At 66.3% G+C, this 13,615-nt stretch carries 12 protein-coding genes; 5 read left to right on the top strand and 7 right to left on the bottom strand.

The features are described from left to right. The first annotated feature begins 129 nt into the window (after positions 1-129). Positions 130-1,500 carry a chloride channel protein gene (locus tag AC1DN9_RS10980; protein ID WP_478099977.1) on the top strand — a complete coding sequence of 457 codons (1,371 nt, stop codon included), beginning with the start codon at positions 130-132 and terminating at the stop codon, positions 1,498-1,500. A gap of 47 nt (positions 1,501-1,547) precedes the next feature. Beyond that, positions 1,548-4,592, top strand: a complete 3,045-nt coding sequence (gene uvrA, locus AC1DN9_RS10975; protein WP_478099975.1) for an excinuclease ABC subunit UvrA — start codon at positions 1,548-1,550, stop codon at positions 4,590-4,592. Positions 4,593-4,605: 13 nt separating this feature from the next. Here the strand turns inward: uvrA and AC1DN9_RS10970 are convergent, their stop codons facing one another. Continuing rightward, the gene (locus AC1DN9_RS10970; RefSeq protein ID WP_478099973.1) at positions 4,606-4,980 is read right to left on the bottom strand and encodes a GFA family protein; all 375 of its coding nucleotides are present in this window, start codon (positions 4,978-4,980) and stop codon (positions 4,606-4,608) included. 175 nt (positions 4,981-5,155) lie between these two features. On the opposite strand from AC1DN9_RS10970, the gene atpE reads away from it, so the two are divergent. Continuing rightward, positions 5,156-5,395: a F0F1 ATP synthase subunit C gene (atpE, locus tag AC1DN9_RS10965; RefSeq protein WP_478099971.1), complete on the top strand. Its 240-nt coding sequence runs from the start codon at positions 5,156-5,158 to the stop codon at positions 5,393-5,395. Between the two features lie 136 nt (positions 5,396-5,531). Here the strand turns inward: atpE and AC1DN9_RS10960 are convergent, their stop codons facing one another. The 6 genes from AC1DN9_RS10960 to gtdA form a co-directional block, all read right to left on the bottom strand. After that, a complete protein-coding gene (locus AC1DN9_RS10960) occupies positions 5,532-6,644 on the bottom strand; it encodes an NADH:flavin oxidoreductase/NADH oxidase (RefSeq protein WP_478099969.1) in 1,113 nt (370 codons plus the stop codon). A gap of 8 nt (positions 6,645-6,652) precedes the next feature. After that, positions 6,653-7,570, bottom strand: a complete 918-nt coding sequence (locus AC1DN9_RS10955; protein ID WP_478099967.1) for an acyl-CoA thioesterase — start codon at positions 7,568-7,570, stop codon at positions 6,653-6,655. A gap of 79 nt (positions 7,571-7,649) precedes the next feature. Next, entirely contained in the window at positions 7,650-8,996 is a 1,347-nt protein-coding gene (locus tag AC1DN9_RS10950; RefSeq protein ID WP_478099965.1) for an FAD-dependent oxidoreductase, read from the bottom strand. Between the two features lie 147 nt (positions 8,997-9,143). Then, positions 9,144-10,121 carry a Bug family tripartite tricarboxylate transporter substrate binding protein gene (locus tag AC1DN9_RS10945; protein WP_478099963.1) on the bottom strand — a complete coding sequence of 326 codons (978 nt, stop codon included), beginning with the start codon at positions 10,119-10,121 and terminating at the stop codon, positions 9,144-9,146. A 91-nt stretch (positions 10,122-10,212) separates the two neighbouring features. Beyond that, a complete protein-coding gene (locus tag AC1DN9_RS10940) occupies positions 10,213-10,917 on the bottom strand; it encodes a fumarylacetoacetate hydrolase family protein (RefSeq protein ID WP_478099961.1) in 705 nt (234 codons plus the stop codon). Between the two features lie 68 nt (positions 10,918-10,985). Beyond that, complete coding sequence (gene gtdA / locus AC1DN9_RS10935; protein WP_478099959.1) at positions 10,986-12,056, bottom strand: gentisate 1,2-dioxygenase; 1,071 nt, start codon at positions 12,054-12,056, stop codon at positions 10,986-10,988. A gap of 145 nt (positions 12,057-12,201) precedes the next feature. Between gtdA and AC1DN9_RS10930 the strand changes: the two genes are divergently transcribed. Next, the gene (locus tag AC1DN9_RS10930) at positions 12,202-13,116 is read left to right on the top strand and encodes a LysR family transcriptional regulator (RefSeq protein WP_478099957.1); all 915 of its coding nucleotides are present in this window, start codon (positions 12,202-12,204) and stop codon (positions 13,114-13,116) included. A gap of 44 nt (positions 13,117-13,160) precedes the next feature. Continuing rightward, a complete protein-coding gene (locus AC1DN9_RS10925) occupies positions 13,161-13,607 on the top strand; it encodes an acyl-CoA thioesterase (RefSeq protein ID WP_478099955.1) in 447 nt (148 codons plus the stop codon). The last annotated feature ends 8 nt before the right edge of the window (positions 13,608-13,615 follow it).

Here is a 13,615-nt window from a genome sequence, read left to right as displayed (position 1 = left end):
TTGCAATCTGTAGTACTACACCGCTTTCGCGGCTCCTTTTCAGACGTTTCCTAGACTGAAAGTAGAAAAACGCGGTCGCGGACACTGTTCCTGTGCCGCACACGACCGCTGAGACAATGACGCACTTCAATGAATCGCGAACCCGACTTCTTCGAGAACCTGCGCGCCGAGCTGTCGAGCGGACGTATGTGGCTCGATCGGGCCATCGTTCTCGGCTACGCGATCGCAGCAGGCCTGTTCGTGGTGGTCTTCACCATTGCAAGCGATCGGGCCTTCGCGCTGTTCCTCGGCCTGTACCGGTCCTACCCATGGGCTGTCCTGGTCTGGACGCCTGCCGTCACGGCCGCGATCGTCTGGGCGACACGGCGCTGGGCGCCTGGTGCGCGAGGCTCGGGCATCCCGCAGGTCAAGGCGGCGCTGAATCCGGCCCTCTCGCCTGAAGAACGAAGCCAGTTCGTGGCGCTCAGGCTCACCGTCGCCAAGATCGGACTGGCTGTGGCGGGCTTTGCGGCCGGCCTCTCGATTGGGCGCGAAGGCCCTGCCGTGCAGGTCGCCGCCGGCGTCATGCAGCACGCGCGCCGTTGGCTTTCGCCTCGCACGACAATCGATGCGCGCGGTCTCCTCCTTGCCGGGGGTGCGGCCGGGATCGCGGCTGCCTTCAATGCACCGCTCGCGGGCGTGGTGTTCGCGATCGAGGAGCTGTCGGGCCGCATCGAAGCGCGGGCGAGCGGCCTGATCATCACGGCCATCGTGCTGGCGGGCCTGGTCGCAGTATCCGCCTTCGGCAATCTCAGCTACTTCGGGATCATCAAGGTGCCAAGCTTCGGCTGGGAAGTGATGGGGCCGGGCCTGATGGTGGCCCTGATGACTGGCATGGGCGGTGGCCTCTTCTCGAGGCTGTTGGCCGCCTCGCTGACCGGCGCACCCCAGCGACTGAACCGTCTTCGTGCACGCTGGCCCATTCGCTTTGCCGCCGTCGGCGGTCTCGCGGTTGCGGTGATCGGCCTCGCGACGAATGGCGCGACCTTCGGCTCGGGCTCGGAAACGGTCAAGCAAATGCTGGCGGGGCATGATGAACTCACGCCGCTTTACACGCTGCTCAAGTTCATCGCGACCTGGCTGACCGCCTGGTGCGGTGTGCCCGGCGGAATCTTCGCACCGGCGCTCTCGATCGGCGCCGGCATCGGCGAAGGGATCGCGCGACTCGCGGGGCCGGGACTCGGTCCGGCGCTGATCGCCATGGGCATGGCCGGCTTCCTGGCCGCCGTGACGCAGGCGCCGCTGACTGCCTTCATCATCGTGATGGAAATGGTCGACGGCCACTCGATGGTCCTGAGCCTCATGGCCTGCGCCATGCTGGCCAGCCTGGTCTCACGGATGATCAGCAGGCCGCTCTACGAATCGCTGGCCGAACACATGCTGACGATGGCAATCGGCCCGCTGGTGCCGCCGGACCCGGACGACCCGCTCGGGCCGGGCGAATCCCCCGCCAAGCCCTGAAACACGCGGGCATTTATCATGTCCGGTTGCCCAAAACCGACCGCCCCGTGAATTCCCCCTCCGATGACGCCTACCTCGGCGCCGTGCTCGCGCAGCAACGCATCAGCATCCGCGGCGCGCGCACCCACAACCTCAAGAACGTCGACCTCGACATTCCGCGCAACAAGCTGGTGGTGATCACCGGCCTGTCCGGTTCGGGCAAATCGAGCCTGGCGTTCGACACGCTCTACGCCGAGGGACAGCGCCGTTACGTGGAGAGCCTGTCCGCCTATGCGCGGCAGTTCCTGCAGTTGATGGACAAGCCCGACGTCGACGTGATCGAAGGGCTCTCCCCGGCGATCAGCATCGAGCAGAAGGCGACCAGCCACAACCCGCGCTCGACCGTCGGCACGGTCACCGAGATTCATGACTACCTGCGGCTGCTGTACGCGCGCGCAGGCACGCCCTACTGCCCCGATCACGATCTGCCGCTGCAGGCGCAGACGGTGTCGCAGATGGTGGATGCGGTGCTCGCCATCCCCAACGAGCCGCGCTTGATGATCCTGGCCCCCGTGGCCCGCGAGAAGAAGGGCGAATTCCTCGAACTCTTCGCCGAGATGCAGGCGCATGGCTACATCCGCTTCCGGGTCGACGGGCAGACCTATGAATACAACGACCTGCCCAAGCTCAAGAAGACCGAGAAGCACGACATCGACGTGGTGATCGATCGCCTGCGTGCACGCCCGGACATGCAGCAGCGACTCGCCGAGAGCTTCGAGGCCGCGCTGCGATTGGCTGACGGCCGCGCGATCGCGTTGGAGATGGACGCGCCCGCATCCGAAACGAGCACGCCACCGGCTGCGCGCGAGCACCTGTTCAACGCGAAGTTCGCCTGCCCGATCTGCCACTACTCGCTGGCCGAACTCGAACCGCGCCTGTTCTCCTTCAACTCGCCCGTGGGTGCATGTCCGAGCTGCGACGGCCTCGGCCATCGCGAGTTCTTCGACCCGGCACGCGTGGTCGCGTTTCCGTCGCTGAGCCTCGCCAGCGGCGCGGTGAAGGGCTGGGACCGCCGCAACGGCTATTACTTCAGCATGCTGGAGAGCGTGGCGAAGCACTACAAGTTCGACATCGACACACCCTTCGAATCGCTTCCGGCTTCGGTCCAGCAGACGGTGCTGCAGGGCTCGGCGCAGGAAGAGATCAAGTTCACCTATGTGATGGACAGCGGCCAGCAGGCCGGCAAGAAGCTGGTGCGCAAGCACCCCTTCGAAGGGATCATCCCGAACATGGAGCGGCGCTATCGCGAGACCGATTCGACGATGGTGCGCGAAGACCTCTCGCGCTTCCGCAACATGCAGCCCTGCCCCGACTGCCACGGCACGCGGCTGCGTCGCGAGGCGCGCAACGTCTTCCTGGTCGACGAGACCGATGCGGAGCCCCGCCGCATGGCGATCTACGAGATCAGCCGCGCCACGCTGCGCGAGAGCTTTGCGTACTTCCAGGACTTGCACCTGCGCGGCGCCAAGGCGGAAATCGCCGACAAGGTGGTGCGCGAGATCGGACTGCGACTGAAGTTCCTGAACGACGTGGGCCTCAACTACCTGAGCCTGGACCGCAGCGCCGAGACGCTGTCCGGCGGCGAGGCGCAGCGCATCCGGCTCGCCTCGCAGATCGGCTCGGGGCTCACCGGCGTGATGTACGTGCTCGACGAGCCCAGCATCGGCCTGCACCAGCGGGACAACGATCGGCTTATCGGCACGCTGAAGCATCTGCGCGACATTGGCAACAGCGTGATCGTGGTCGAGCACGACGAGGACATGATCCACGCGGCCGACCACGTGATCGACATGGGGCCCGGGGCCGGCGTTCACGGCGGGCGCGTGATGGCGCAGGGGACCTACGCGCAAGTGGCAGCCAGTCCGGATTCGCTGACAGGGCAATACCTCTCGGGCGTCAAGAAGATTGCCGTGCCCGTGCGCCGCACGCCGTGGCTGCCCGTGGTCACCAAGCCGGCCTTCGACGAAGGCAAGAAGCCATCACGTTTTCCGCCGAGCGGCGCCGCCGAACGGCGTGCCGCTCGCGAGGCAGCGCACCTCGCGACGCAGTCCGACGTTCAGGAAATCCGCGTCATCGGCGCCACCGGCAACAACCTCAAGAACGTGAACGTGGCCTTCCCGGTCGGCCTGCTGACTTGCGTGACGGGCGTGTCCGGCTCGGGCAAGTCGACGCTGGTCAACGACACGCTCTACGCAGCGGTGGCGCGCACGCTCTATCGCGCCCATGAGGAGCCGGCCGAGCACGAGGCGATCGAAGGCATCGAATATTTCGACAAGGTCATCAACGTCGACCAGTCGCCCATCGGCCGCACGCCGCGCAGCAATCCCGCGACCTACACCGGCCTCTTCACGCCGATCCGCGAGCTGATGGCCGAGACCAACACGGCCCGCGAGCGCGGCTACGGCCCCGGCCGCTTCAGCTTCAACGTCGCGGGCGGACGCTGCGAAGCCTGCCAGGGCGACGGCGTCGTCAAGGTCGAGATGCACTTCCTGCCCGACGTGTACGTTCCTTGCGAGGTGTGCCACGGCCAGCGCTACAACCGCGAGACGCTGGAAGTTCAGTACAAGGGCCGCAACATCGCGCAGATCCTCGACATGACGGTCGAGACGGCACACGAGTTTCTCAAGGCCGTGCCGACCATCGAGCGCAAGCTGCGCACGCTGCTCGACGTCGGCCTGAGCTACATCAAGCTCGGACAGGCGGCAACGACGCTGTCCGGCGGCGAGGCGCAACGCGTGAAGCTCGCGCTCGAACTCAGCAAGCGCGACACCGGCCGCACGCTTTACATCCTCGACGAGCCGACCACCGGCCTGCACTTTGCCGACATCGAGCTGTTGCTCAAGGTGCTGCACCAGTTGCGTGACGCGGGCAACACGATCGTCGTCATCGAGCACAACCTCGACGTGATCAAGACCGCCGACTGGCTCATCGACATGGGCCCCGAAGGCGGTGCCGGCGGCGGCACGGTGGTGGGCGTCGGTACGCCGGAAGCGATCGCGGCGAACGAGGCCAGCCATACGGGTCGCTACCTGAAGCGCCTGTTGCCGGGCTGACGACGACGCGCGCTCAGGAGAGCTTGCCGACTTCGGCCTCCCAGTTCCGGCCATCGAATGCCAGGACTTCGGGGGCCTCTTTCTGCAGGTCGTAGTTGTCGAGGCAGCGCACGTTGACTGTGTAGAGGTCGGGTGCGGCTCGCGGGCGCGTGAAGGTGTGGATGCCGCAGTGCCTGCAGAAATGATGCTTGGCCACCATGGTTCCGAACTGATAGGTGCCCAGGCTTTCCTCGCCCGAGAGAAGACGGAAGCGATCCGCGCCGACGCGGTGATGCAGGATGCCCTTCTTGGTGCAGACCGAGCAATTGCACTGCGTCACGCGATCGATGGTCGATTCGATCTCGAAGCGGATGGCTCCGCAGTGACAGCTTCCGAGGTAGCGCGACATCTTGGTGCTCCGCAAGGACGAGAGGCTGACCTTAATTCATTCCGCGCTTCCTGTGCGGCATGACCTGCGAGGTCATCGACGCTGCGCGCGCGCTCGACGACATTGGATGCAAGCCGGTACCGCGGTGGTGCCGGCAGCAACCAGGCCGACATCTCAAGGCCAACGAAAGAGCATCATGAACGGCTTCGACATCCTTCCCCTCGCTGTGGCCCTCCTCATCGGCATCGCCGCCGTGGGCTCATGCATCGGCATCGGCATCGTCGGGTCGAAGCTTCTCGAAGGCACGGCGCGGCAGCCGGAACTCAAGGACACGCTGCAGACGCTGTTCTTCCTGATCGCGGGCGTCACGGACGGCGCCTTCATCATCGCCACGGGCATCGGGCTGTGGTTCGCGACAGCGAACCCTTTCAGGTAGTTGCTCGCCCCCAGGTTGGGCTCACTTCGTGTAGCCCGCCCACCCCCTACCGGGGGCAACACCTGCGGCCCGGCGAAGCCGGTTCCGCGGTGTTCCACGAACGGGCCTGGCTGCGCCGGCCTGGGCATTGGGGCAGCTACCGCTGGCCGATGCGGGCGTCGCCAAACAGCGCCTTCAGATCGCGCGGCTGGGAACGCCAGTATTGCGGCGGTGCCTCGACCTGGGCACCCAGTTCGGCAGCGGCACGCCACGGCCAGTGCGGCTCGAACAGCATTGCCCGCGCCAGCGCCACCAGATCGGACTGGCCGGCTTCGACGATGGCCTCGGCCTGCTTCGGCTCGGTGACGAGGCCGACGGCGATGACGGGCAGATCGACTGCTTGCTTGATCCGCTCGGCCAACGGCACCTGGTAGCCGGGCGAGAGCGGGATCTTCTGCTGCGGCGACACGCCGCCCGAGGAGACGTGCACGAAGCTGCAGGCGCGCGACGAGAGCGCCTGGGCAAAGGCGATGCTCTGCTCGACGTCCCAGCCCCCATCGACCCAGTCGGTCGCGGAGATTCGCACGCCGACGGGCGTTCGAGCGGGCACGGCGGCACGCACCGCATCGAAAACTTCCAGCGGAAAGCGCATGCGGTTTTCCAGCGAGCCGCCGTAGGCATCGTCACGCTGGTTGGCGATGGGTGAAAGGAACTGATGCAGCAGGTAGCCATGCGCAGCATGCAGCTCGATCGCGTCGAGACCGAGCGCATCGGCACGCTGCGCCGAGCGCACGAAAGCCGCCTTCACGCGCGCGAGCCCTTCGGTGTCGAGCGCCACCGGCGGCGGTTCACCGGGCGCATGCGGGACGGCGGATGGCGCGACTGTCTGCCAGGCGCCTTCGTCCGCCGTCAGGCATTGGCCGCCTTCCCAGGGTGCATGGCTCGACGCCTTGCGCCCCGCATGGGCGAGCTGAATGGAGACCGGGATGCGCGAATAGCGACGGATCGCGGCCAGCACGCGCGCCAGCGCTGCCTGGTTGTCGTCGGAATAGAGCCCGAGATCTCCGGGCGTGATGCGCCCGATCTCCTCGACCGCCGTCGCCTCGATGGTGAGCAAGCCGGCGCCCGAAAGCGCAAGCTGCCCGAGATGGATCATGTGCCAGTCGACGGCATTGCCGTCTTCGGCGGAGTACTGGCACATCGGAGCGATGACGATCCGATTGCGCAGCGTCAAGGGACCGAGGGCGAAGGGAGAGAACAGGGCACTCATCGCGCCCGTTATATCGGTGCCGCGCGCCCGGCGCTCGACAAGGGGCTTCCCTTGGGTCGGATCCGCAGCATGCCTTCCTGCGCCGTGGAGGCGACGAGCCGACCGTCGCGCGTGAAGATGCTGCCGCGGCACAGGCCGCGCGCGCCGTTCGCGCTCGGCGAGTCGACGCAGTAGAGCAGCCACTCGTCCATGCGGAAATCGCGGTGGAACCACATCGCATGGTCGAGGCTGGCGGGCCGCACCTGGCCGCTCATGAAGCTCAGGCCGTGCGGCAGCATCGCGGCGCGCAACAGTCCGTGATCGGACGCATAGGCCAGCAAGGCGCGATGCACGAGGGGATCGTCCGGCAGCGGGGCGATCGCGCGCATCCAGACGCCGCTTTCCGAGGATCGAGGTGCCGGCGCCAGCAGGTCATCGGGCTCGACGCGGCGGTATTCGATGCCGTGCGGCATCAGCGCCTTCGGGCGCCACATCGCGGGCAGGCGGTCGCCGAGCGCCATGCGCTGGTCCAGTTCGCTCGGCAGGCCTTCCGGACCGGCGGCTTCGGGCATGGGGAGCTGGTGCTCGATGCCCTCATCCACTGTCTGGAACGAAGCTGCCATCTCGAAAATGACGCGGTCCTGCTGTCGCGCGACCACGTGCCGCATCGTGAAGCTGCGTCCGTCGCGCACGCGGTCGACCGCGTATTCGATGGGTGCATGCTCCCCGGGCAGCAGGAAGTAGGCATGCATCGAATGCACCGGGCGTTCGGCACCCACGGTGCGGCAGGCGGCCATCAGCGCCTGTCCGAGCACCTGCCCGCCGAAGACGGCCGGCGTGCCGATGTCTTCGCTCTGGGCCAGGAAGCGGTCGTTGCCCAGGGGTTCGAGGCTCATCAGATCGACGAGCGTGTCGACGAGTCGGCGGGCGGTGGCGGGATCGGTCATCGGGGGGAGCGCGGGGAGCACCAGAAAAACGAGCCCACAACGATAGCAAAGAGCGCGCCGACTCGGTGTCTCGCGCCTGTCAGCGATCGAGGTCGGCGCCGTCCGCGGTCAGCTTGCGCTGAAGCGCCGGCACGTCGACCGTCGCGAAACTGCCGATGCCCAGCGACGCTGCGGCGGTCCCAGCCGCCTGCCCCATGACGAAGCAGCCTCCGCTGGCGCGTGCCGCCGACTGGCCCTCATGCGTCATCGAGGCGCAACGGCCGGCGACCAGCAGGTTGTCCACGCCGCGCGGCACGAGCATGCGCCATGGAAGCTGGTTGTAGGTGCGGTTGCCGTCGCGGGGGAATGCCCACTCGATCTTGCCGGCCGCATGCATTTCCATCGGCCAGGCATTGACGCCGATGCTGTCGTCGAAGCGCGCCGACGACAGGATGTCCTCGCCCGTCAGCGCATAGAGGCCTTCGATGCGCCGCGTTTCGCGGATGCCCACCTGCGGCGCGATCTCGACGATGGCCGATTGTTCGAAGCCTGGCACTTCGGCCTTGAGAAAGCGGAAGTATTCACCGATCTGGCGACGGCCTTCGACCTCGCCATCACTCAGCTGTCGCGCGTCGACGCCGTTCATCGCGCCGCCTTCAGCATTGCGGATCTGCGTGACATTGGCGCGCCACTCGCGCGGATCGATCTGCGGCCGCAGGATCGCGCCTTCGCGGGGAAAGCGGTAGGCCTGCGGGTCGCGCTCCCGCGCCTTCGCCATCAGGTCGTTGATCGCCTTGAATTCGCCCACAGCCGCCAGCGCGCGCTGTGCATCGACGTGGCCGACGCGGAACATGGTGGACGGAAACAGCCCGCTGCCGTGGCCGTCGCCGACCGCGAAGGGCACGCCCGCGAAAGCGGCGACGTCCGCATCGCCGCTGCCATCGATGAAGGCATTGGCACGGATGGCCTGGCGACCGGACTTGGTCTCGACCATGAGCGCGACCATGCGATCGCCCTCCATTGCCACCGCGGCCGCCAGGGCGTGGAACAACAGATGCACGCCCGCATCCAGCAACAGTTGGTCGGCCGCGCACTTGTAGACCGAGGTGTCGTACGAACGCACGCGGATGCGCCCCTGCATGCCGTCCTGCGGCTTGTTGAGGCCACCCATGGCGTCGATGCGGGCGAGCAGGTCGTCGGCCACGCCGTGCACGAGTTGCGTCATCTCGCCGTTGCGCTTGCCGTAGAGACCGGCGAAGTTCGTCACGCCGCCGGCCGTGCCCATGCCGCCGAGGAACCCGTAGCGCTCCACCAGCAGCGTGCGCGCGCCATGACGGGCAGCGCTCACGCTCGCCGCGATGCCGGCCGGGCCGCCGCCGACCACGACGACGTCGTACTCGCCGAAGACCGGCAAGTCACGCGCAGGCTCACGCAAGATCGAATTCATCTGCTTCTCCATTGAGTTCGGCGACCCACATCACATCAGGCCGTTCGCCCATTGGGGAAACACCGCGGAACCGGCTTTGCCGGGCCGTTGGTGTTGCCCCCGGCAGGGGGTGGGCGGCTACACGAAGTGAGCCAACCTGGGGGCGAGCTACTGAAGCTTGATTCCGTTCGTGGAGATGATCCGACTCATGATCGCCGCCTCTTCCTTCACGCGCTCGCGCATACCATCCGGCGAAGTACCGACTGCCTGCCAGCCCTGATCGAACAGCCGCTGACGCACTTCGGGCGATTTCATGATGACCGCGAGTTCCTTCGTGATGCGGGCCTGCGCAGCCTTCGACAGGTTCGCGGGGCCGAGCAGCGCGGTCCAGACTTCGAGGTTGAAATCGCGAACGCCGGCTTCGGACAGCGAGGGAACTTCCGGTGCCAGCGTGCTGCGTCCGCTCGTGAGGCCGACCGCCTTGAGCTTGCCGGCCCGCACCTGCGGCCAGGCCACGCCCGGCGGGATGAGCGCCATCTGCACCTGATCGCCCAACAGACCGGTCACGACCTGCGGGTTGCCCTGGTAGGGCACGTGCTCGGCCTTGAGGCCCGGAACGCGGCTCTTGAGCAACTCCATGCCCAGATGGCCGACGGAACCGACGCCAACCGAACCGTAGCTCCATTTGTCGCCCCCTTTGCGCGCCGCATCGAAGAAGGCAGCGCCGGTGGGCAGGTTGTTCGGCGCAACCAGCATCAGCGGCGCGGTGGCGATCAGCGACAGGTAGGTGAAGTCCTTGGCCGGGTCATAGGGCAGCTTCGGATACAGCATCTTCGACGAGGTCAGGTTGCCGTTGATCACGATGCCGATGGTGTGATCGTCGGTGGCCTTCGCGACGAAGTCCGCCGCGATGTTGCCCGACGCACCGGGCTTGTTGTCGACGATGACCGGCTGCCCGAGGGCCTTGGCCAGAGGCTCGGCGATGGTGCGTGCCGCGATGTCGGGCGTCGATCCGCCAGGAAAGCCGACGACGAGACGGATGGGCTTGGTCGGCCATGCGGTGCCCTGTGCCATGGAAGCCAGCGGCAGAACGCCGGCGGCGAGGCCACAGGCAGCGGCAAGGAGAGCTCTCTTCGATGCGTGCATAAAGTTGAAAGGGGATTGAAAAAGCAAAGGGCCCAAGGATACGCCCGGCTGTGTCCAGACGTTACGAGGGCCCGTGTATCCCCTCGGAGCGTCAATCGACGCGAACGACGATGGGCTCGAGTCCGTCGATGTGGACCTTCATGGTCTGCCCAGGCTTCACGGCGCCCACTCCTTCCGGCGTGCCGGTGAAGATGAGGTCGCCGGGCTGGAGCGCGAAGAGCGTCGACAGATTGGCGATGACTTCGTTGACCGACCAGATCAGGTGACGCAGATCGCTCTTCTGGCGAATTTCGCCGTCCACTTCGAGCGTGATGGCACCTTCGGTGATCTCTCCCGCATCAGCGAGCGGCCGCACCGCGCCGACTGGCGCGGAAAGGTCGAAGGCCTTGCCGATTTCCCACGGGCGGCCTTGCTCGCGCATCTTCATCTGCAGGTCGCGGCGCGTCATGTCCAGGCCCACGGCGTAGCCGTAGATGTGCCTGGCGGCGTCCTCGACGGCGATGTTGCGTCCGCCCTTGCCAATCAGGACGACCAGTTCGGCCTCGTAGTGATAGTTGGCGGTCTGCGGTGGGTACGGGATGGTCGCTGTCTTGCCGGCGGCCACGGGGACGATCGATGCGTCGTCATTGGGCTTGCAGAAGAAGAAAGGTGGCTCGCGATCGGGATCGAAGCCCATTTCGCGCGCATGCGCCGCGTAGTTGCGGCCAACGCAATAGACGCGGCGGACCGGGAACAAGTCGGTCGAGCCGGCGATGGGAAGGCCGACGACGGCCGGAGGAGAAACGACGAAGGACATGAAAGGCTCCTGCCGCCAATGCGGCATCTGGGTGGTCAGGGAAAAATGCTGCGGGGCGCAGCGGAGGATCAGGAATCCTGGAGAAAGGCCTCGCGCAGGATGCCCATGGCCTGTTGCACCGGCCGGTCCGAGAAGCTGAACAGCACGGTGTCTTCGCTCGCCGAGAGGCGCAGCGGCGCCCACGACGGCACGACGAAGGTGTCGCGCGGGCCGAAGGTGAAACGCTGTCCGCCGATCTCGGCCGTGCCGTGGCCTTCGACCACGTTGTAGACGGCGCCGTCGGTCGCGCGATGGGTCTTGCCGGCGAAACCGGCCGGAAGCAACTGCAGGTTGGTCGCGATGGTGGGCATCGGCGAGCCGCCCGTCAGCGGATTGATGTAGCGCAGCTTGTGGCCCAGCCAGGCGTCGGGCGCTTCCTGCTTTTGCAGCTGCGCGAGGGCTTCGCGGCTGCGCGCGTAAGGGTAGTTGAAGATCGGCGAGGTCGGCGAACCGTGGTCATGCCGCACAGGCACCATGTTGTGGCCGAAGCGCGCGAGGCTGTTGCCTTCGGGCCGTGCGACGTGCTGTACCTTGGCATCGTCGTTCTCGGCAAATCCGGCGTCGAAGAAGCGAAGCATCGGGATGTCGAGGCCGTCGAGCCAGACCACCGGCTCGCTCACGCCTTCGATGCCTTCGTTGCCATGGTCGTGCCAGGCCCAGGACGGCGTGATGATGAAGTCGCCCGGGTACATGGTGGTGCGCTCGCCGGCCACGGTGGTGTAGGCACCCTTGCCATCGACGATGAAGCGCAAGGCAGACTGCACATGGCGGTGCGACGGCGCCACCTCGCCCGGCATGATGAGTTGCAGGCCGGCATAGAGCGATTGCGTGATCGACGAACGGCCCGGGATGGCCGGGTTCTCCAGAACCAACACGCGGCGCACGGCTTCTTCCGCGGTGATGAGCTCGGCCGACTCCATCAGCAGCGGACGGATCTCGTCGTACCGCCAGAGCGCCGGTACGCAAGGTGTTTGCGGTTCGCGCGGCACCAGGGCGTGCAGCGATTCCCACAGCGGCGTGAGGTTCAGCGGGCGGATGCGCTCGTAGTAGGCACGGCGTTCGGCGGCATCGCTATGCGCGGCTTGCGTGGCGGTATTCATGAGGCTTTGTCTCCTGGCAATGTGGCAATGGATGCCTGGACGCCATTGTTGGACGTCACTACTATTTGTTCAAGACCGACATATCGATACTCGCAATTTCGTTTTTCGATAATGGTCCTGTTTCCGATATTTCCAGGGAAGACCCATGTCCAAACTCGATCTCGAATGGCTGGCCGTGTTCGACGAGGTCTACAAGACCGGCAGCGTCTCCAAGGCCGCCGACCGCCTCGGCATCGCGCAGGCGGCGGCCAGCACCATGCTGAACAAGCTGCGCACGCATTTCGACGACCGGCTGTTCGCGCGCACCGCCCAGGGCATGCAGCCCACGCCTTATGCACAGCAGTTGTGCATTCACGTGCGCGAGGTGCTCTCCCAACTGGAGAAAGCGCGCGGCAGCCGCAGCGGCTTCGATCCCGGCGAGGCGCGGCGCAACTTCCGAATCTGCATGACCGACATCAGCGAGGTGGTGCTGCTGCCAGGGTTGCTGGACCACCTGCGACGAGCTGCGCCGGGCGTGCACATCGAGACTGAGATCATCTCGAACGACAGTGGGCGCCGGCTGGAAGACGGCGAAGTCGACCTGGCGGTGGGCTTCATGCCGCAACTGGACGCCGGCTTCTACCAGCAGACGCTCTTCGCGCAGAACTTCGTCTGCCTGGTGGCGCAGAACCACCCGCGCATCGGCGCGCGCCTCACGCTCAAGCGCTTCGAGGCCGAGGCCCATGCGGTGATCTCGTCATCGGGCACCGGCCACGCGATCATCGACAAGACGATCGCGCGGCTCGGCCTCACGCGCAACGTCGTGGTGCGGCTTTCGAGCTTCCTGAGCGTGGCGCGCATCGTGGCGCATACCGAACTGCTCGTGATCGTGCCCCGCATCCTCGGCGAAGTGCTCGTCACCCAGGAGCCGGTGAAGATGATGGACCCGCCTTTCGCCCTGCCCGCCTATGCCGTCAAGCAGCACTGGCACGAGCGCTTCCACGCGGATGCCGGCAACGCGTGGCTGCGGCGCACCGTGGCGCAACTCTTTGGCCCCAAGACCGGCGCGGCGCTCGCATAATTGGCGAGGGCGCCTTTTCGATCAACTCCTCGCCCAGGCATTCCATGTCGTCCATCACCCTGAGATTTCTGGCCGAACCCAGCACCGTGAACTTCGGCGGAAAGGTCCACGGCGGCACCGTCATGAAGTGGATCGACGAAGCCGGCTACGCCTGCGCGACGAGTTGGTCCAAGCGCTATTGCGTGACGGTGTTCCTCGGCAGCATCCGCTTCCACCGCCCGATCATGATCGGCGACCTGGTGGAGGTGGAGGCGCGACTGGCCTACACAGGCAACAGCAGCATGAACATCTCCGTCGAAGTACGCAGCGGCGACATGAAGGGCGGCGAGATGCAGAAGACGACCGAGTGCCTGATCGTCTTCGTCTCCGTCGATTCGCACGGCCGCCCGCTACCGGTCGACGCTTTCACGCCGGGCACGCCGGGGGAGATGGCGCTGGCAGAGCGCGCGCGGTCGCATCTGGAAGCGTCGCGGGCGGCCGCCGGCACCTAGCGAGTCCT

It is taken from the genome of Variovorax sp. 05L425, assembly GCF_056397705.1.
The sequence above is the reverse complement of the archived record's forward strand: the minus strand, read 5'-3'. Positions and strand labels throughout refer to the sequence as shown.

Coding starts and splice junctions, on each gene's coding strand:
- AC1DN9_RS10980 (WP_478099977.1), top strand. CDS start 130: ATGAATCGCGAACCCGACTTCTTCGAGAACCTGCGCGCCGAGCTGTCG.
- AC1DN9_RS10970 (WP_478099973.1), bottom strand. CDS start 4,980: ATGTCGCGCTACCTCGGAAGCTGTCACTGCGGAGCCATCCGCTTCGAG.
- atpE (WP_478099971.1), top strand. CDS start 5,156: ATGAACGGCTTCGACATCCTTCCCCTCGCTGTGGCCCTCCTCATCGGC.
- AC1DN9_RS10960 (WP_478099969.1), bottom strand. CDS start 6,644: ATGAGTGCCCTGTTCTCTCCCTTCGCCCTCGGTCCCTTGACGCTGCGC.
- AC1DN9_RS10955 (WP_478099967.1), bottom strand. CDS start 7,570: ATGACCGATCCCGCCACCGCCCGCCGACTCGTCGACACGCTCGTCGAT.
- AC1DN9_RS10950 (WP_478099965.1), bottom strand. CDS start 8,996: ATGAATTCGATCTTGCGTGAGCCTGCGCGTGACTTGCCGGTCTTCGGC.
- AC1DN9_RS10945 (WP_478099963.1), bottom strand. CDS start 10,121: ATGCACGCATCGAAGAGAGCTCTCCTTGCCGCTGCCTGTGGCCTCGCC.
- AC1DN9_RS10940 (WP_478099961.1), bottom strand. CDS start 10,917: ATGTCCTTCGTCGTTTCTCCTCCGGCCGTCGTCGGCCTTCCCATCGCC.
- gtdA (WP_478099959.1), bottom strand. CDS start 12,056: ATGAATACCGCCACGCAAGCCGCGCATAGCGATGCCGCCGAACGCCGT.
- AC1DN9_RS10930 (WP_478099957.1), top strand. CDS start 12,202: ATGTCCAAACTCGATCTCGAATGGCTGGCCGTGTTCGACGAGGTCTAC.
- AC1DN9_RS10925 (WP_478099955.1), top strand. CDS start 13,161: ATGTCGTCCATCACCCTGAGATTTCTGGCCGAACCCAGCACCGTGAAC.